Genomic DNA, 18,100 nt, shown 5'->3' with positions numbered 1-18,100 from the left:
ATTGGGGAAAATTGTTACGAATAAGGTAAATAAAGAGTTAGGGATTGATTTAGTTGTAAAAAAAATTGATTTATCCTTTTTAGGAAGTGTACAATTAAAAGGAATTGAAATTAGAGATCATCATAAAGACACTTTAATTTTTGTAGATAAATTAAATACGTCTCTTTTAAATGCTAAAAAGGTATTAGAAAATAGTGTTGATTTAGGAAGTTTATCTCTTGAAGGAGTACAGTTTCATTTAAAAACATATAAGGGAGAAAAAAATGATAATTTATCCATATTTGTAGAAACTTTTGATGATGACAAACCTCGTGATCCGAATACTCCACCATTTACTTTAAAAACTTCGAATGTATATATTGATGATTTGAATTTCAAATTGTTAGATTTTAATAAAAAAGACGTTTTACAATTTTCTGCATCCAATGGAGGAGGGAATCTTCAAAACTTTTCAATAGTAGGTCCAGACGTTTCAATGAAAGTGAGAGGATTATATTTTACAGAAAATAGAGGTGTGGTTGTATCAAATCTCAGCACCGATTTTGTGTATACCAAAACGCATATGCTTTTTGATAATACTTCCTTAAAAACGGACAATAAAACCAATATTGTTGGAGATATTAAATTCACATATAAACGAAAATATTTAGCAGACTTTAACGATAAAGTAACTATAAGCGCTAATTTTAAAAAGAGTAAATTATCGGTTCGAGATTTATCAAAGTTATACAGAGAGTTAAGTGGTAATGACGTGTTGTATTTCACTGGAAAACTTAATGGAGTGCTTAATAATTTTGATGTAAACCATTTGAATTTGTATTCTAGAAATGGTTTAAAAATACGTGGAGATTTGGCATTTGTAAATGCTGTGAAAACAGAAAGAGGGTTTATTTTTGAAGGAGATTTAGATAATGTCAAAGCTAATTATGGTCAGTTAAAAAGTGTTCTTCCCAATTTATTAGGGAAAACATTACCTACAGAGTTTAAAAGATTAGGAGATTTTAATTTATCTGGTTTGGTAAAAGTAACTCCAGAACAAATGGATGCTACGCTTAATGTTGAATCGGAAATTGGAGCTATTATTTCAGATTTACAGTTGACCAATATAGATGATATCGATTTTGCTTCCTATGTAGGAGAGGTAGAATTTCAAGAGTTTGACTTAGGAATATTTACGAATGATCCGTTGCTTGGAAAAATCTCATTAAAAGCAGATGTAAATGGAAGTGGTTTTAGTGTTGATAATATCAATACAACCATAATAGGAAAGGTAAGTACAGTAGATTTTAATGAGTATTCGTATAAAAATTTAACGGTAAATGGGCAATTTGAAAACAAGAAGTTTGATGGGTTTTTAAATTCAGATGATGTTAATTTTAAATTAGTGTTTCAAGGTTTGGCAGATTTTTCTTCTGAAATTAACAAGTTTGACTTTACTGCAAATATTACAGATCTAGATTTAAAAAAGACAAATCTCTTTACAAGAGATAGTATTGCAAAACTTAAGGGTGTAGTGAAATTGGATATTTCGGGAAACACTTTAGACGATATTATTGGAGTAGCTCGATTTAATAATCTAACCTATACGAATCAAAAAAGAGCATATGAGTTTAAAAAGTTTGAAGTATTATCAGCCGTAAAAGATAGTATCAAAACAATAAGAGTTACATCTAAAGATATTGTAAATGGTGAGTTAAAAGGGAAGTTTACTTTTGATGAGTTACTACCTATCACAGAAAATGCTTTGGGAAGTGTATATACGAATTATGAACCGTATCCTGTTGCTAAGGGACAATTTTTGGATTTCGATTTCACTATACATAATCAAATTATTGATGTGTTTTTACCTCAAGTAACGATTGCTGAAAACACACGTTTAAAAGGTAGGATTAATTCAGATAAGAACTCTCTGAAATTAACTTTTAGTTCTCCTAAGATAGAAGCCTATTCAAATATCGTAGATAAGTTTCTTTTACGAATTGATAATAAGAACCCACTATATAATACACACTTAACAGCAAATGCTGTAAACACCCCATATTATAAAGTAAAAGAGTTAAACTTGTTAAATAGAACTCATAAGGATACACTGTTTTTTAAATCGGTTTTTAAGGGAGGGAAAAAAGAGAATGAAAAGTTTAATTTGGACTTTTACTATACTATAGATCAATTGAAAAAGTCGGTTGTTGGAATCCAAAAATCAACATTTAGTTATGAGGATTTTGATTGGACTATCAACCCGAAGAATAACAAACAGAATAAAGTAGTATTTGACTTAAAACAAAGTGAGTTTGATATTAGTCCATTTATACTAACTTCTGGAAATCAAAAAATAGAATTTAAAGGAGCTTTAAGAGACAGTACTTATAAAGATTTGCAGGCGAAATTTACCAATGTTAAACTCAAAAGTTTTGTTCCTCCAATAGATAGTTTGAATCTTAAAGGGAATTTGAATGGAATTGTTGATTTTAAACAAGCAGATATGAAGGTGTCACCTCGAGGAAATCTCTTAATAGAAAATTTTCATATCAATGATTTTTATCAAGGAGATTTGGCATTAAATGTTTCGGGAGAAAATTCATTCGAAAAGTATGATGTGAGTTTATCTTTGATTAATAATAAAGCAAAGAACATCTCGGCATTAGGAAAAATTGATTTTAGTGCGAAAAGACCAACTATAGATTTAGCTTTTTCTTTAAAAGATTATCAAATTGAAGCATTTAGTCCATTAGGAGAAGATGTATTGTCAAAGTTGAGAGGAAAAGTCACTGGAGATTTTACCGCAAAAGGATATTTAAGAGATCCTGATTTACAAGGAGTACTGAATCTAGAAAATGCAGGTTTGGCATTTCCATATTTAAATGTAGATTTTGATTTGAATCAGAATGCTTCCATTGTGTTAGATGGAAGACAGTTTATTTTTGATGACATTACTTTGATCGATGTTGAGCATAAAACGGAAGGAAGTTTAAAAGGATCTATTGCCCATCAAAATTTTGAGCAATGGTATATGAAATTAGATATAGATACTGATAATTTGCTAATACTTAATACAAGTGAATCAGAAGAAATTCCTTACTATGGAACTGGGTTTTTAAAAGGAAATGCAAAGATAAGAGGACTTACTAGTAATTTAGATATTGAAGTAAATGGAAGTACACAACCAGGAACCGTTTTTGTTATTCCTTTAAGCGATGTTACTACCATTGATAATTTTAAACTAATTCATTTCAAATCAGAAGGAGGAGAGGAAATTGATAAAAATCAACTAAAAGATATTAAAGGATTGGATTTAAGAATTTACCTTGAAGTAACTGATGATGCCCTTGCACAAGTAGTAATAGACAAGGTTTCAGGAAGTGAATTAAAAGGTAGAGGTGATGGTAATTTATATATTGAAATTGATACGAGAGGAAAGTTTAATATGTATGGTGATTTTATTGTAGATGAAGGAGTATATAATTTTAGATACCCCGGAATAACAAAACCATTTAAAGTACAACAAGGAGGAACTATCTCTTGGACGGGTAGTCCTTTTGAGGCGGAATTAGATTTAACAGCCGTTTATAGTACAAAGGCAAACCCAGCACAGTTATTAGATAATATTAACTCGAGTAGAAAAATTCCAATAGATTTATATACCAAAATTACAGGAGGACTTTTCGATTCAAAACAAGAGTTCGATATTAAAATACCAAACGCAAATTCTACAGTTGCTTCTGAATTAGAATTTATCTTAAATAAAAATGACCTTAATACCAAAATGCAGCATTTTACATTTTTATTGGCTTTTGGTACTTTTTATAACGAAGAAGCCATTGGAAGTAGTGCATCATCTGGTATTACAGGAACAGCTTCTGAAATTGCTACTAGCATATTATCTAGTGTATTAAACAAAGGAGATGATAAAATTCAAGTAGGAGTAGGGTATACTCAAGGTGATAGAGGAGATGTTGGTAACTTAAACTCAGATGATCAAGTTGATGTATCTGTAACTACTCAATTAAGTGATAGAGTTATTGTAAATGGAAAAGTAGGGGTGCCAGTTGGAACAAATACCCAAACCAATGTTGTTGGAGAAGTAAAAGTAGAAGTTTTATTAAATGAGGAAGGAACATTAAGAGGAACCGTATTCAATCGTCAAAATGAAATTCAAAATAATGTTGACGATGAAGGATACACGCAAGGAGTTGGTATCTCATATCAAGTAAATTTTGATAATTTATCTGAATTAGGTCAGAAATTAGGATTAAAGAAAAAGAAGAAGAAAAAAGAAGAAAAGAAAAAAGATTCTGTAATAGTTAAAAAGAGTAACTTAATCAAGTTTAAATCAAAAAAGAAGAAAGATAACGAATCAAACTAAATGAAACGAACAATTAAAGATTACTTCTTAATTAGTTTAAAAGGAGTAGCAATGGGAGCTGCAGATGTGGTTCCAGGAGTGTCTGGTGGAACCATAGCATTTATTTCCGGGATTTATGAAGAATTATTAGGGTCTATTAGTAATATAAATTTAGAGTTACTAAAAGTTTTAAAGGAACAAGGGATTAAAGAAGCTTGGAAGAAGTTAAATGGGAGTTTTTTGTTGTCTTTATTAATAGGTATTGCAATAAGTATTGTATCATTAGCTAAAGTGATTTCTTGGCTGTTAGATAATCAACCTATCATGTTATGGTCATTTTTCTTTGGGTTAGTATTGGCAAGTGTTATTTACATTGCTAAACAGATTACTAAATGGAATGTAATTACCATTATTCTTTTATTGATAGGTAGTTTTGCAGCTTATAAAATAACGACTTTAAACCCAATGGTTTCTGAAAATTCATCACCGTTATTTTTGTTTCTTTCAGGAGCTTTGGCTATTTGTGCAATGATTTTACCTGGAATTTCAGGATCTTTTATTTTGGTGTTGTTGGGAGCTTATAAGGAAGTGTTGAATGCTGTAAATAATAGAGATTTAGGTAAAATTGCTTTAATAGCGACAGGAGCTATAGTTGGATTATTGTTGTTTTCAAGAGTTTTAAAATGGCTTTTCAATAATTATAAAAATTATACCCTAGCGGTTTTAACAGGATTTATTATTGGTTCGTTGAATAAAATTTGGCCTTGGAAAGAGGTGTTGAGTTATAGAACCAATTCACATGGAGAAAAAGTGCCTTTTAATGAGTTGTCAATTTCTCCTTTCTCATTTGAAGGAAACCCGCAAATTCTTCAAGCTTCGTTATTAGCATTATTAGGTTTTGGTATGATTTTACTTTTAGAAAAATTAGCCGTTAAAAAGCAGTAATAAATCAGTACCTTAGTCATACCAACCAAACCGTATGTATAAAGAACGTACATTTTTAGAAAAGGTAAATCTATTTTTAAAGGGATTAACCATGGGAGGAGCTAACAAAGTACCTGGAGTTTCTGGGGGAATGGTAGCTTTTGTGATGGGGTTTTATGAAGAACTTATTTTTACTTTTCAGCGTATTAATGTAAAGGCATTTAAGTTGCTGCTAAATGGTCGTTTTAAAAGCTTTTCACAATACACTAATTTAGAGTTTTTGTCTTATGTAATGATAGGTAGTATGTTTAGTTACTTCAGTGTATCATTAATATTAGATTACTTTTTAAAAAATTATGAACTCTATGTTTGGTCGTGGTTTTTTGGAATGATTATCGGTTCGATATATTATATTTCAAAAGATTTTGGAGATTGGAGACCTAAGACTGTCTTTTTCTTGTTAATGGGTGCAGCAATTGGATTAAGCATAAGTTTTATGACCCCTGCAAAAGAAAATGACAATTTATGGTTTGTCTTTTTATGTGGAATCATAGGTGTATCTGGAATGACATTACCTGGTTTATCAGGTTCCTTTATTTTAATTTTATTAGGTAATTACGTATTGTTATTAGTAGATAGCGTTAATGTATTAGGTAGTGTTATCACACAGCTTTTATCGGGTAATACAGAAGTGTTAAAAGATGCAGTAAAGGTGCGTTATTTGAAAATAATTAGTGTTTTTACCTTAGGGTCGGCATTTGGATTGGTATCTATATCACATGTATTGGGTTACGTGTTAAAACGATGGCATCAAATTGTAACAGCTCTAATTATAGGCTTTATAACTGGATCTTTAGGAAATGTATGGCCATGGAAAGAAACAATATACAAAACTGTCGAAGGAACTTATATTTTTGACAAAAAAGGAAATAAAATTGTAGAAAACTACCAAAGGTTTATGCCAGAGTTTAATTCAAAAGAAACATGGTTAGCTATTGGGTTTATTTTATTTGGAATACTATTAATACTATTTATCGATTATTATGGAAAAAAAAGAAAGTAAAAACATTTTTGCTTTAGTAGGACGTAATATATCTTATTCATTTTCTCGCCAATACTTCAATACAAAATTCGAAAAGGAAAACTTAGAGAATAATGAATACATCAATTTTGATATTGAAGAAATTGGAGAACTTCCAAAGAAAATAGAGGAATACAAAAAAGTATTAAAAGGAATGAATGTAACAATTCCTTATAAACTAGAAGTTTTCAATTATTTAGACAAGTTTGATAAAAAAGCTTTAAGAGTAGGAGCAGTAAATACTATCAAAATTACAAAGAAAGGAAAGCTTAAAGGATTTAATACAGATATTTACGGATTTAAAAAATCTCTTAAACCTTTATTAAAGAAAGAACACTCTAAGGCGTTAATACTTGGAACTGGAGGAGCTTCGAAAGCTGTAGCTTATGTATTAGATGATTTAAATATAAAATACAAATTTGTTTCTCGTAGCCCAGAGGGTAAAAAACAAATAACGTATGATGAGATTTCAAAAGATACTTTAAATGAGTATAAATTATTAATTAATTGTACCCCTCTCGGTACTTTTCCAAATATTGAAAATTGTCCAAACATACCATATGAGCATTTAACTGAAGGGCATTTATTATATGATTTAATTTACAATCCAGAGCAAACAACTTTTTTACAAAAGGGAGTAGAGAAGGGTGCTACAATAAAGAATGGCTATGAAATGTTAGAGTTACAGGCAGAGAAGGCTTGGAGAATCTGGAACTCATAGTAGATATAATCTTAAATATGCAACCAAAGTTTTACCTTAAAATAAAGTTTGCTATTTTACAAATATCCTTATCTTTATAATCTTAATTCAAGGAACTTAAACATTGTAAATATGTTAGAAAACAACGAAGAGAAGGTAAATATTCAACAAGAAAGTCAAGAAAAAATTAATGATGCGGTAGATGTTGTAGAGAATGAAGTTGCAAATGCAGCTGAAAAGGATGATGAGAAACATCAAATTCCGATGCTTGATTATGCTTCAATGGAATTGGAAAAATTAGTAGAAGAACTTCAAAAGTTACTTGAAAGTTATCCAGTTCAACAGTTAAAAGCAAATGTTGATTCTTTAAAGTTTGCCTTTAATTCTAAGTTTGGAAAATTACTAGCAGAAAAGAAAGAAGCATTTTTAGCTGAAGGAGGTAACTCCATAGATTTTCAATTTTCCAGTCCTGTAAAATCGGAATATAATAAGCTTTTAGGAGAATATAAAACTAAAAGAGATGCATATTACAATCAGCTAGAAAAACAATTAAAAGAAAATTTAGAAAAGCGAAACACCTTAATTGAAGAATTAAAACAATTAATTGAAAACGCGAATTCTAATACAATGTACAATGACTTCCAACAAATTCAAAATCGTTGGAAAGCTATTGGACCAGTTTCTAAAACAAAATACAACGATACATGGAAAACGTTTCATCATCATGTAGAGCGTTTTTATGATTTATTACACCTTAATAAAGATTTAAGAGAACTTGACTTTAAACATAATTTAGATGAAAAGTTAAAGTTAATTGAAAGAGCAGAAGGTCTTTTAAAAATAGAAGATGTAAATGTTGCATTTAAAGAGTTGCAACTATTACACAAAATGTGGAAAGAAGAAGTAGGTCCAGTAAGTAAGGAGTACAGAGAAGAAGTATGGGGTAAATTTAGTGCTGCAACGAAAAAATTACATGATAAGCGTCATGACCATTATCGTAACTTGAAATCAAAGTATCAAGAAATGATTGATGCTAAGTTGTTAGTAGTTGCTGAAATTAATGCGTTTGATACTTCTGGAAATAAAACTCATAAAGATTGGCAAAAAAGTATCACGGAAATAGAAAGTCTTCGTCAAAAATATTTTGATATAGGAAAACTTCCTTATAGTAAAAGTGAAGCTGTCTGGCAACAGTTTAAAGAAGCTACTAAAAAATTCAACGCTGCAAAAAATGCATTTTATAAGTCAGAAAAAAGTGCACAAAGTACCAATTTAAAAAAGAAAATGGAATTGGTAGAGTTAGCTGAAAGTCTTAAAGATAGTGAAGATTGGGATGAAACTACAAATACAATGAAACGTATTCAATCTGATTGGAAAAAGATTGGTCATGTTCCTCGTAAATATTCAGATGATATTTGGAATCGTTTTAAAGGTGCTTGTAATCATTATTTTGATAGGTTGCACGAACGTAAGAACGAGCTTAATAAAGAGCAACAAGTAGTTGTTGATGCAAAGAAAGCTTTTATTGAAGAGTTAAAAGAAAAAGAATCGATTTCTTTAGATGAGGTAAAAGAAGCTATTGGACAATGGAAGGATTTAGGATTTTTACCAAGAAATGCACGCCACTTAGATGGTAAGTTTAATAAGGTTATTGATGCACATTTAGAAAAGCAAAATTTAAGTAGAGAAGAAATAGCAATGCTTAAGTTTAAGAATGTAGTTGATACGTATTTAGCTCAGGAAGATTATAGAAAATTAGATAGTGAACAGTTGTTTTTAAGAAGAAAGATAGATGAAACGGTTCGTGAAATGCAGCAGTTAGAAAATAACTTAAGTTTTATTTCTAATGCTACAGAAGATAATCCGTTAGTTAAGAATGTACGTGCTGGAATCCAAGGTTTCAAAGACGAATTGGATATATGGCAAGCGAAATTAGATTATTTAAGAGGATTGAATTATTAAAAATCCAATCATATAAAAAATATAAGCCTTTAGCAGTAAATTCGCTAAAGGCTTTTTTGTGTTTATTTACTATCTAAGGCTTTTAATAGTAAACTACATTTTGAAATATAGCCATAGTCGGAAGATTTGCTGTTTTTAGCGGCTTTCAGACACTTTGTACCACTCTTTCTTGCGATTTCATACTTTTTCATATGTAAGGCTAATTCACCCTTGTAGTATTCATACCAAAAGGCATTTGGTCGTAATTCGGTAGCTTTATTGAACCATTTAAGAGCTTGTTCTAATTTTACATTTTTATGATAATAGAATTGGGCAGCGTCGAAATAAGTTTGAGGATGTATTTTACCAGTAGTGTTTTTCGTGATTTTGGCGTCAATTTGATCAAAGATCGCTTTGTCAGAATCTACAAATACTGGGATTTTTACTTTGGTGTGTTCCCAAGCAATTACTAAATCTGCACCGTTGGTGTGAAAGTTTTCAAAATGAATAGTAAAGGTTTCTAAAAAACTTTTTAAATGTGTTGAAGGCACGTTAAAACGAACCAAGTCATTATTTTTTTGGTATCCTCCTGCACCCCATAGTTTACTGTTTTTGTGGATAATAATAGTCCATTCTTTTTCATTAGGAATGGTGTATAAACTATATGTTCCCGCTGGAATGGTATTATTGGCAAGTTTTACATCTTTATCAACGGTAAATTTGGTGGAGCTATTAGCTCCAGTACGCCATAATTTGTTATAAGGAATTAATGATCCGAAAATCTTACGGTTTTGTGCATTTGGTTGTCCATATTCTAAAGTAAAGTTGGCTAAACCTACTTGTTGTTGGGTTTTAATTTTTGGACTTAAACTAGGCTTAGTAATTTGAGCGTAATTAAAACTACTAATCAATAAAAGGGTTGGTAATAATATTTTAATAAGTTTCATAATGTAATGGTTATGATAACTGAGACGTATGAATAAGAGATTCTTTACTTTTGAGGTACAAAAAAAGCTCTCATTGTACAATGAGAGCTTCATATATAAGTTGAAAAATTGTTTCTTATGCTAATAAGCTTTCAATTTTTTCTTTCTCTTCTGCCGCTAATGCTGGATCTACTAAAATACGACCACTATGCTCATCAATCGTAATTTTTTTACGATTAGCAATTTCTAACTGAACTTGTGGTGGAATTGTAAAATAAGATCCTCCAGCAGCTCCACGCTCAATTGCAACAACTGCTAAACCATTTTTAACTTTGGCTCTAATTCTCTTATAGGCAGTTAATAAATGAGTATCAATAGATTGTGAGAACTCTTCAGATTTTTTCTTTAATAATTCTTCCTCTTTTTCAGTTTCTTTTAAGATAGCACTCAATTCATTCTTCTTATGATCTAAATGCTTTTGTTGAGAAGCTAACTTATCTTTAGTTGCACCAATAACCTCATTCTTTTGAGTAATCTTTGCTTTGAATTCTTTAATTCTCTTTTCAGATAATTGAATTTCTAATTCTTGGTACTCAACTTCTTTAGTTAAAGAGTCAAATTCACGATTGTTTCTAACATTTTTTTGTTGCTCTCCATACTTAGCAATTAATGCTTTTGATTCTTCGATAGCATTTTTCTTGTTAGTGATGTCAGTTTCTAAATTAGAAACATCATCAGCTAGGTTAGATAACCTTGTGTTTAATCCGGCAACTTCATCTTCTAAATCTTCAACTTCTAATGGTAATTCACCGCGAACGTTTCTAATTTCATCAATTCTTGAGTCGATTAATTGTAAATCGTACAACGCTCTTAATTTTTCTTCTACCGTTACTTCTTTTTTTGCCATCTGTTAAATATAGTATATTGGATTTGTACTTTCTTCGCTTAAAATAATTGCAAAACTACTAAATTTTTTGTTAAGATAATCAACTAAAAGGTTTTTTGTAAACTGCTCACTTTCATAATGTCCAACATCTGCTAAAAGAATCCTTTTTTCTGCTTTAAAAAATTCATGATATTTAAAATCAGCACTAATGTAGGCATCAGCACCAGCCTTTATAGCATTACCAATAGCAAAGCTTCCAGAACCTCCTAGTACAGCCACTGTTTTTATAGGTTTGTTTAATTTTTCTGAATGTCGTACACAACCTGTTTTAAAAGTACTTTTTACAAATTGTAAAAAATCAGATTCATTCATAGGAGAATTAAACTCCCCAATCATTCCCATTCCTACATTTTGATGGATATTGTCTAAAGTAACTACTTCATATGCCACTTCTTCATAAGAGTGGTTGTTATATAATGCATTTAGAATTTGACGTTCTTTAAACGCTTCAAAAGTTACAGAAACACAAGTTTCATCTTCAAACATGAGTTGTCCTTTATTACCAACAGTTGGGTTGGAACTTTCATTACCTTGGTAACTTCCTTTTCCTTCTGTATTAAAACTACAGTTTTCGTAGTTTCCAATACTTCCTGCTCCAGCTTTAAATAAGGCTTTTCTTAAGTCAGAAGCTTCATTTGTAGGGGTATAGGTGGTTAATTTTTTAATAATCTTTTTCTTCGGAATAAGAGTTTTGCATTTTTCTAAACCTAATACGTCACACATTTTAGCAGAAACCCCATTGTTAACATTATCTAAAGCAGTATGCGTAGCATAGATAGCGATGTTATTTTGAATAGCCTTTAGTACAACACGTTCTACATAATTATTACCATTTAAACGTTTTAAACCGCCAAAAATGATAGGATGAAAACTTACAATTAGGTTACAGTTTTTAGCGATGGCTTCTTCTACTGTTGCTTCTAAAGTATCTAGGGTAACTAAAACCCCTGTAACGGTAGTGTTGTAATTTCCAACCAATAGGCCTACATTATCAAAGTCTTCTGCGTATGCCAATGGAGCAAGTTGCTCAATGTAATTGGTAACTTCTTTAATTTGCATTTTGTTCTGTTTAGTTACTTCAAAGTTAACAAAACTAGCTATTTTGAAGATTGTAGACTGTAAATATATTTTACCTGAACAGTCTTAAGTGTTCATTATGACAAAATAATCTTTACTTTTGATCTAATGAAACTACTTCGAATTTTACTATACCCATTTGCAGTATTGTATGATATTGTAACAAGTATTAGAAATTATTTTTTTGATACTGGTGTTTTGAAATCAACAAAATTCAATATTCCAGTAATTGCGGTGGGAAATTTAAGTGTTGGAGGAACTGGGAAATCACCACAAATAGAATATTTAATTAGATTATTAAAAGGGACTTATAAAGTAGCCGTTTTAAGTAGAGGTTATAAGAGAAAAACAAAGGGGTTTCAGTTAATTAACGATAGTCATACAACAGAAGATGTAGGAGACGAACCTATGCAGTTTTATAGAAAATTTAAAGAAGAAGTTTATGTAGCGGTTGATTCAGATAGAACTAATGGAATAGAGCAGTTATTAACACTAGAAAATCCGCCAGAATTGGTTTTATTAGATGATGCTTACCAACACAGAAAAGTAACCGCAAGTTCTTATATATTACTAACTAAGTTTGATGATTTATTTATTAATGATTTTATACTTCCTACAGGAAATTTAAGGGAAAGTAGGAGAGGAGTTAAAAGGGCAAAGGCCATAGTAGTTACTAAATGCCCAGAAAAATTATCAATTTTAGAACAAGATGAATTGGTTAGAAGAATTAATCCATCTCCAAATCAGGAAGTCTTTTTTAGTAGGATTGTATATAATGAAGATTTGGGAGGAATAGAAAATCTTCAATTAAAGGACTTAACAAGGTCGAAAGTAGTTTTAGTAACTGGTATTGCGAACCCGAGTTCATTATTGCAATATCTAAACGAAAGAAAGATCAATTTTCATCATATAAAATTTCCTGATCATCATCATTTTTCTGAAGCAGATGTATCAAAGATTCAGCAACAATATGAAGCTTTAGAAGGCAAGAATAAATTTATAGTAACTACAGAAAAAGACTATGTAAGGTTAGAAGGGAAGCTAAATAACCTTGTTTATATTGGTATTAAAAACGAATTTTTAGGAGATGAAAATACTTTTGATACCTTAGTGAAAAATGAAATAAATAAGGAGCTTTGTAATGAATGAAGAGGTAAAAATAGAAAGAGCTCGAAAAGAAGATTCAGAAACACTTACTGAGTTAACACTTCGCTCAATGAATTATTGGAGTTATGGTGAAGAGCAAATTGAAAAATGGAGAAGTAAATTAACCATTTCTTCAAAATATATAGAGGAAAAAGAGCTTTATAAACTCACTATTTCTAATAATTTAATAGGGTTTTATTCTTACGAAGAAGAAAAAAGTAAAGTAGCTAAATTAAACTATTTATTTGTTGAACCTACTTATATAGGTAATGGTTATGGAAAACTTTTGATGAATAATTTTTTAAATCAATTGAAAAAACAGAAATACGAAAAAGTTCTTCTTGATTCTGATCCAAATGCTGAAAAATTTTATCAATATTTTGGTTTTAAAACAAAAGGAAAGTTAGAAACCTCAATTCCAGGCCGTTTTTTATCAATGATGTATCTAGATATCTAGATTACACGTTCATCTGCCTTATAAGCACCACGACGATGTAAAATCCATTGTGCCTCATCTAGAGGATTCACCCCTTTAAAAGTTTTAGAAGTCCCTTCTCCTTCTGGACAAACATCATATCCATAAAATACCATTCGTAAACGTAAACGTCCACCGCAAATAGCATTTAATCTAATACTTAAGTCTAAACTAGTGGCCACAGGAACAGTTCCTGTAAGATGTACAATTTCATTTTCAAAATTAGGAGAATCAATACTAGCTCTTCTAGTAGTAAGTTCTGAAATGAGTTTACCAAGAAATTCTTCGTTGGTTTTTATTTCAAAGCGCATTAAAGGTTCCAACAAATGCGTACCTCCTGCTTGTAAACCTTTCATAATACCCATAGGGGTAGCAAGATTAAAATCACCGGGTCTGGAATGTACATTATGATCTTCTCCGTTAATTAATGTAATTTTTACATCGGTTACTTCCCAACCAAGTAATCCTTGTTCAAGAGCTTTTGGAATAGTTCTGGCAATTTCATTTTGATATTTATTATGAATATCATTTTTTGAAACAATAGACTGGTAAGTAACTCCAGAATTTAAGGGAGCAGGTTCAATTAAAAAGGTCATAATTGCCCAACAAGGTTTTGGCATCCAATAACGAATATAACCTTCAGCAGCTTGACTTATCGTTTCTTTGTATACAATTTGAGGTTCTGTAAAACGTACAGGTAAAGAAAAACGTTCTAATAAGGTATGGGTAAGTACTTCAATTTGCATATCACCCATGAGTAATAATAAAAGTTCTTTTTCTGATTTGTGCCATTTAAATTGTAAAGAAGGATCTTCTCTATCAATAATTTGTAACGCTTGAGCGAGATTATTGTAATCTTGATCTTGTTCTGGTAATACTTGAACACTGAGCACAGGAGTATTTAGTTCGGGAAGTTTAGGGATAAAATCAGGATTTCCTAAAACATCTCCTGATTTTGTATCTATAACTCCCGTTATAATTCCAATATCACCTGTTTTTATTGGAGCATCGATATGTTTGGTATGATGGAAAATTTTAGATTGATTTATTTTAGTATCTCGCGCCTGCGTATGGTTATGAATAACGGATTTTGACGTTAATTCACCAGAAAAAACCTTGACATGGGCCATTGCTCCATGTAACTTATGATGCTCCAGTTTATAGACATAGACTGAGGTTTCTTCAGTTTTTACTTCCTTTTGAGGTTTGATAAAACAAGTCAATCCATCTAAAAGCTCTTCTACGCCAATATTGTTTTTAGCAATTCCAGTAAATACTGGAACGATATTGGCATTGCTAGTATTTTTAACAACAGCATCTATAAAGGTTTCATCTGAAACATTTATACCATTTAAATATTGTTCTAATAATGTTTCATCTGTTTCTACTAGTTCTTCTAAAAGCAGTTCCTTTTCTTCTTTACTTATAATTTCATTATGAAAAACAGGTTGTATGTTGGCAATATCTAAACCATCATTTTGGCTTGTGTAAATAGGTGCTGTTTTAAACTGTAGTTCTTTTTTTATTTGTTTTAATACTTCTTCACTGTCTGCACCTTGACGATCAATTTTGTTAATGAAAATTATAGTTGGAATTTTTAATTTTTGAAGAGCGTCTGAAATTGTTAAAGTATGTGCTTGTACTCCTTCAACAGCTGAAACAACTAATACAACAGCGTCTACCACACATAAAGTTCTAGCTACTTCACTAGAAAAGTCAACGTGCCCAGGAGTATCAATTAGATTAATTTTTGTGTTATTCCAAATAAAAGAAGTTGTAGTAGCTTTAATAGAGATTCCTCGTTCTTTTTCCAAGGCCATACTATCAGTTATGGTAGACCCTTTATCTACACTCCCAATATTTCTAATAGCTCCTGAATGGTATAGTAAGTGTTCGGTTAAAGTAGTTTTACCAGCATCAACATGTGCAAGAATTCCAATATTTAGAATTTGATCGTAGTTCATATAGTATTATTCCGAATAAATAGAAAAGAAACTAGAATTGCTCTTTAGCAGCAGTACTAATTTGTTTAATGTCTTGTTCATCTTTACGAGGACAAATTAAAATAACATCGTCTTTTTCAACAATGATAAAATCATGTAAGCCTTGAATGATCACTTTCTTTCCAGATGTTGTACTAATCATATTTCCTTGAGCATCTCTTAATAAAGTGTTTGCTCCAACAGTAGCATTTTGACTATTGTCTTTTTCTAATTTCTGATACAAAGAACCCCATGTACCTAAATCATTCCATCCAAAGCTAACAGGCAATACATGAACATTATTCGAACGTTCCATGATTCCGTAATCAATAGAAATGTTTTCACATTTTTCATAATTACTACGTATAAAATCATCTTCAAAATCGGTGTTGTATACATTAGATCCATCATCTAAAATAGCAACCATTTCTGGTAAATGGATTTTAAAAGCGTTTAAAATACTTTGAACTGACCAAACAAAAATTCCTGCATTCCACAGGTAATCACCACTTTCTATAAACTGTTTAGCAGTTACTAAATCTGGTTTTTCGGTAAAGTTTTTTACTTTTTTAATTTCTGAAGAATTATTTTCAAATTGAATGTATCCATATCCAGTATTTGGGGAATTAGGTTGAATACCCAAGGTCATTAAAATATCTTGTTGAGCGCAAGCATCGAATGATGTTTTAATATTTTCTGTAAACTCCTTCTCATTTTCTATCCAATGATCCGATGGAGCTACTAACATAACACCATTTGGATTTTGTTGATATATTTTTAAAGCGGCATATAAAATACAAGGAGCTGTATTACGCATTGCAGGTTCAAGTAATAATTGTTGATGAGTAACTTTAGGTAATTGTTCGAAAACGAGCTGCTCATAGCGTTTATTCGTAGCTATTAATATATTTTCTGAAGGAATCAAGCGCTCTATCCTATTATATGTACGTTGAATAAGAGATTCTCCTGTACCGAGCATGTCATGAAACTGTTTCGGAAATTCTTGGGTGCTAACTGGCCAAAATCTCGAACCAACACCTCCTGCCATGATTACTGCGTAATAGTTATTATTCATAAACTTGTATTGTCATTCTTGTAAAAACAAGAATATTATTATTTAGAGGGGATTAATATTACTTCTGCATTCTGATTAAAAAGATACACTCGTTTATTGTCTAAATTTAAACATTCGTAACGTGTTCTTCTAATACTCCCTTTTTTATAAAGTGTGTTTTTAAACTGAAAAACACTTCCATTAGGAATTTCAAAGATAAAATTCTTTCCGTTTTCAGCCATACCTCCTCTTAAAGCTAGAGATAATTTAGCATCAGCATCAGTACTTGCTTTCGGGTTTTTGAAGTGGTTTGCTAAATAAGGTAGCATTTCTTTGGGGTAAATTTCGGGACGAAGAAATGGTAACATTAAATGCTGAAAAACCGTTTTCCACTCTTTTCCATGTGGTTGAACTTTTCCAAATTTTTGATAGGTGACATGATGTGCAATCTCATGAATTAAAGTCATCAAAAACTGATAAGGATTCAAATTATTGTTCACCGTAATTTGCATATGCCCATTTGGTAAACGTCTAAAATCACCGTGTTTGGTTTGTCGTTGACTCACAATTTTTAAGTGTACCTTATGTTTGTTGATTAAATACTCAACTAATGGAATTGCTTTGGCAGGAATGTATTTAAGAAGTGTTTCTTTCAAGAGTTATGGAGTAGAGCTAGATACTTGTAATACTTTACCGTTATAATATTTGTTGCCATTTAAAGCAAAGTCAAAAATATAGTCAGCCATTTCTTTGGCTGATAAGGGGGCTACATAACCAGGGAATGCTTCTTCTAGCATTTCTGTTTGAACTGCACCTAAAGCCAATACATTAAAAGCTATTTGTTGCTCTTTGTATTCTTCTGCTAGTAATTCAGATAAGGTAATTACTGCACCCTTAGCAGAACTATAAGCGGCAAGACCAGGAAATTTCATGCTTCCTTGAATTCCACCCATACTGCTTACGGTAACTACATGACTTCCTTTATTCATAAATGGTAGAAGGTTTTTTGTTAATGCAGCTACAGCAAATACATTTACTTTATAAACTTCTTCAAAATCTTGTGTTGTTAATTGTTCAAAAGGTTTGTTTACTAATTTACCTGCATTATTGATAAGAATATCAACTTGATTCCATTTAGTTTTAACAAAATCAATAGCTTTATTAATATCTTTTTCTGAAGATAAGTCTACTGAAATAGTGGTAATGTTTTTGTGATTAACGATGTCTAAAGGTTTTGTATTTCTAGATAAAGCCAATATTTTGTGTCCTTCGTTAGCGTATTGTTGCGCTAGTTCAAATCCAATTCCTCTACTTGTTCCTGTAATTACTATGTGTTTCACACGTTTAAATTTAATAAGTTGCATATTAACTTCTGTGATAGTTCTATCAAAAAAATCTTAGATGCTTTTATGTAAGCAAAGAGAAGTTAAAAGGACAAACTACTTAAAAATTCTTACATTTATCAAGAATAATCACTTAAAAATTATACAAATTTTACAGTTGTAT

Annotated in this window: 14 protein-coding genes; 7 read left to right on the top strand and 7 right to left on the bottom strand. The window is 30.8% G+C overall.

Going from position 1 to position 18,100, the window contains the following annotated elements; genetic code table 11:
- Position 1 precedes the first annotated feature (1 nt).
- From ABNT22_RS13895 to ABNT22_RS13875, 5 genes are all read left to right on the top strand, one after another.
- Positions 2-4,363, top strand: a complete 4,362-nt coding sequence (locus tag ABNT22_RS13895) for a translocation/assembly module TamB domain-containing protein (protein WP_348718805.1) — start codon at positions 2-4, stop codon at positions 4,361-4,363.
- Positions 4,364-5,287 (top strand): DUF368 domain-containing protein, encoded by a 924-nt coding sequence (locus ABNT22_RS13890; protein ID WP_348718804.1) that lies wholly within the window; start codon positions 4,364-4,366, stop codon positions 5,285-5,287.
- Between the two features lie 34 nt (positions 5,288-5,321).
- Positions 5,322-6,329, top strand: a complete 1,008-nt coding sequence (locus ABNT22_RS13885) for a DUF368 domain-containing protein (RefSeq protein WP_348718803.1) — start codon at positions 5,322-5,324, stop codon at positions 6,327-6,329.
- Positions 6,310-7,068, top strand: a complete 759-nt coding sequence (gene aroE, locus ABNT22_RS13880; RefSeq protein WP_348718801.1) for a shikimate dehydrogenase — start codon at positions 6,310-6,312, stop codon at positions 7,066-7,068. The genes ABNT22_RS13885 and aroE overlap by 20 nt, the downstream gene beginning before the upstream one ends.
- A 111-nt stretch (positions 7,069-7,179) precedes the next feature.
- Entirely contained in the window at positions 7,180-9,009 is a 1,830-nt protein-coding gene (locus ABNT22_RS13875) for a DUF349 domain-containing protein (protein WP_348718800.1), read from the top strand.
- A gap of 62 nt (positions 9,010-9,071) precedes the next feature.
- On the opposite strand, the gene ABNT22_RS13870 is transcribed toward ABNT22_RS13875, so the two are convergent.
- The 3 genes from ABNT22_RS13870 to ABNT22_RS13860 all read right to left on the bottom strand — a co-directional run bounded on the left by ABNT22_RS13870 (position 9,072) and on the right by ABNT22_RS13860 (position 11,919).
- Complete coding sequence (locus tag ABNT22_RS13870) at positions 9,072-9,935, bottom strand: DUF2911 domain-containing protein (RefSeq protein WP_348718798.1); 864 nt, start codon at positions 9,933-9,935, stop codon at positions 9,072-9,074.
- Between the two features lie 115 nt (positions 9,936-10,050).
- A complete protein-coding gene (locus ABNT22_RS13865; RefSeq protein ID WP_348718796.1) occupies positions 10,051-10,821 on the bottom strand; it encodes a hypothetical protein in 771 nt (256 codons plus the stop codon).
- Between the two features lie 3 nt (positions 10,822-10,824).
- The gene (locus ABNT22_RS13860) at positions 10,825-11,919 is read right to left on the bottom strand and encodes a Nif3-like dinuclear metal center hexameric protein (protein ID WP_348718795.1); all 1,095 of its coding nucleotides are present in this window, start codon (positions 11,917-11,919) and stop codon (positions 10,825-10,827) included.
- Between the two features lie 126 nt (positions 11,920-12,045).
- On the opposite strand from ABNT22_RS13860, the gene lpxK reads away from it, so the two are divergent.
- Both lpxK and ABNT22_RS13850 read left to right on the top strand, forming a co-directional pair.
- Positions 12,046-13,086, top strand: coding sequence for a tetraacyldisaccharide 4'-kinase (gene lpxK, locus ABNT22_RS13855; RefSeq protein WP_348718793.1), 1,041 nt, complete (start codon positions 12,046-12,048; stop codon positions 13,084-13,086).
- A complete protein-coding gene (locus ABNT22_RS13850; protein ID WP_348718792.1) occupies positions 13,079-13,540 on the top strand; it encodes a GNAT family N-acetyltransferase in 462 nt (153 codons plus the stop codon). Before lpxK ends, ABNT22_RS13850 begins: the two co-directional genes overlap by 8 nt.
- Here the strand turns inward: ABNT22_RS13850 and ABNT22_RS13845 are convergent.
- The 4 genes from ABNT22_RS13845 to ABNT22_RS13830 are packed head-to-tail and all read right to left on the bottom strand — an operon-like array spanning position 13,537 to position 17,934.
- Positions 13,537-15,522, bottom strand: coding sequence for a translation factor GTPase family protein (locus ABNT22_RS13845; RefSeq protein WP_348718791.1), 1,986 nt, complete (start codon positions 15,520-15,522; stop codon positions 13,537-13,539). The genes ABNT22_RS13850 and ABNT22_RS13845 overlap by 4 nt on opposite strands.
- 31 nt (positions 15,523-15,553) lie before the next feature.
- Positions 15,554-16,615: a mannose-1-phosphate guanylyltransferase gene (locus ABNT22_RS13840; protein ID WP_348718790.1), complete on the bottom strand. Its 1,062-nt coding sequence runs from the start codon at positions 16,613-16,615 to the stop codon at positions 15,554-15,556.
- Between the two features lie 38 nt (positions 16,616-16,653).
- Entirely contained in the window at positions 16,654-17,250 is a 597-nt protein-coding gene (locus ABNT22_RS13835; RefSeq protein WP_348718788.1) for a SprT-like domain-containing protein, read from the bottom strand.
- Positions 17,251-17,253: 3 nt separating this feature from the next.
- Positions 17,254-17,934 (bottom strand): SDR family oxidoreductase, encoded by a 681-nt coding sequence (locus tag ABNT22_RS13830; RefSeq protein ID WP_348718786.1) that lies wholly within the window; start codon positions 17,932-17,934, stop codon positions 17,254-17,256.
- Positions 17,935-18,100 lie beyond the last annotated feature (166 nt).

It is taken from the genome of Tenacibaculum sp. 190130A14a (genome assembly GCF_964048965.1).
In the GTDB taxonomy this organism is placed as follows: domain Bacteria; phylum Bacteroidota; class Bacteroidia; order Flavobacteriales; family Flavobacteriaceae; genus Polaribacter; species Polaribacter polynesiense.
Note: the sequence above shows the minus strand (reverse complement) of the source record. Positions and strands in the feature narration are given on the sequence as shown.

Bases quoted from the DNA above. Each gene is read 5' to 3' on its own strand.
- ABNT22_RS13885 (WP_348718803.1), top strand. From the start codon at position 5,322: ATGTATAAAGAACGTACATTTTTAGAAAAGGTAAATCTATTTTTAAAG.
- lpxK (WP_348718793.1), top strand. From the start codon at position 12,046: ATGAAACTACTTCGAATTTTACTATACCCATTTGCAGTATTGTATGAT.
- ABNT22_RS13860 (WP_348718795.1), bottom strand. From the start codon at position 11,919: ATGCAAATTAAAGAAGTTACCAATTACATTGAGCAACTTGCTCCATTG.
- ABNT22_RS13890 (WP_348718804.1), top strand. From the start codon at position 4,364: ATGAAACGAACAATTAAAGATTACTTCTTAATTAGTTTAAAAGGAGTA.
- ABNT22_RS13875 (WP_348718800.1), top strand. From the start codon at position 7,180: ATGTTAGAAAACAACGAAGAGAAGGTAAATATTCAACAAGAAAGTCAA.
- ABNT22_RS13865 (WP_348718796.1), bottom strand. From the start codon at position 10,821: ATGGCAAAAAAAGAAGTAACGGTAGAAGAAAAATTAAGAGCGTTGTAC.
- aroE (WP_348718801.1), top strand. From the start codon at position 6,310: ATGGAAAAAAAAGAAAGTAAAAACATTTTTGCTTTAGTAGGACGTAAT.
- ABNT22_RS13840 (WP_348718790.1), bottom strand. From the start codon at position 16,615: ATGAATAATAACTATTACGCAGTAATCATGGCAGGAGGTGTTGGTTCG.
- ABNT22_RS13870 (WP_348718798.1), bottom strand. From the start codon at position 9,935: ATGAAACTTATTAAAATATTATTACCAACCCTTTTATTGATTAGTAGT.
- ABNT22_RS13850 (WP_348718792.1), top strand. From the start codon at position 13,079: ATGAATGAAGAGGTAAAAATAGAAAGAGCTCGAAAAGAAGATTCAGAA.
- ABNT22_RS13845 (WP_348718791.1), bottom strand. From the start codon at position 15,522: ATGAACTACGATCAAATTCTAAATATTGGAATTCTTGCACATGTTGAT.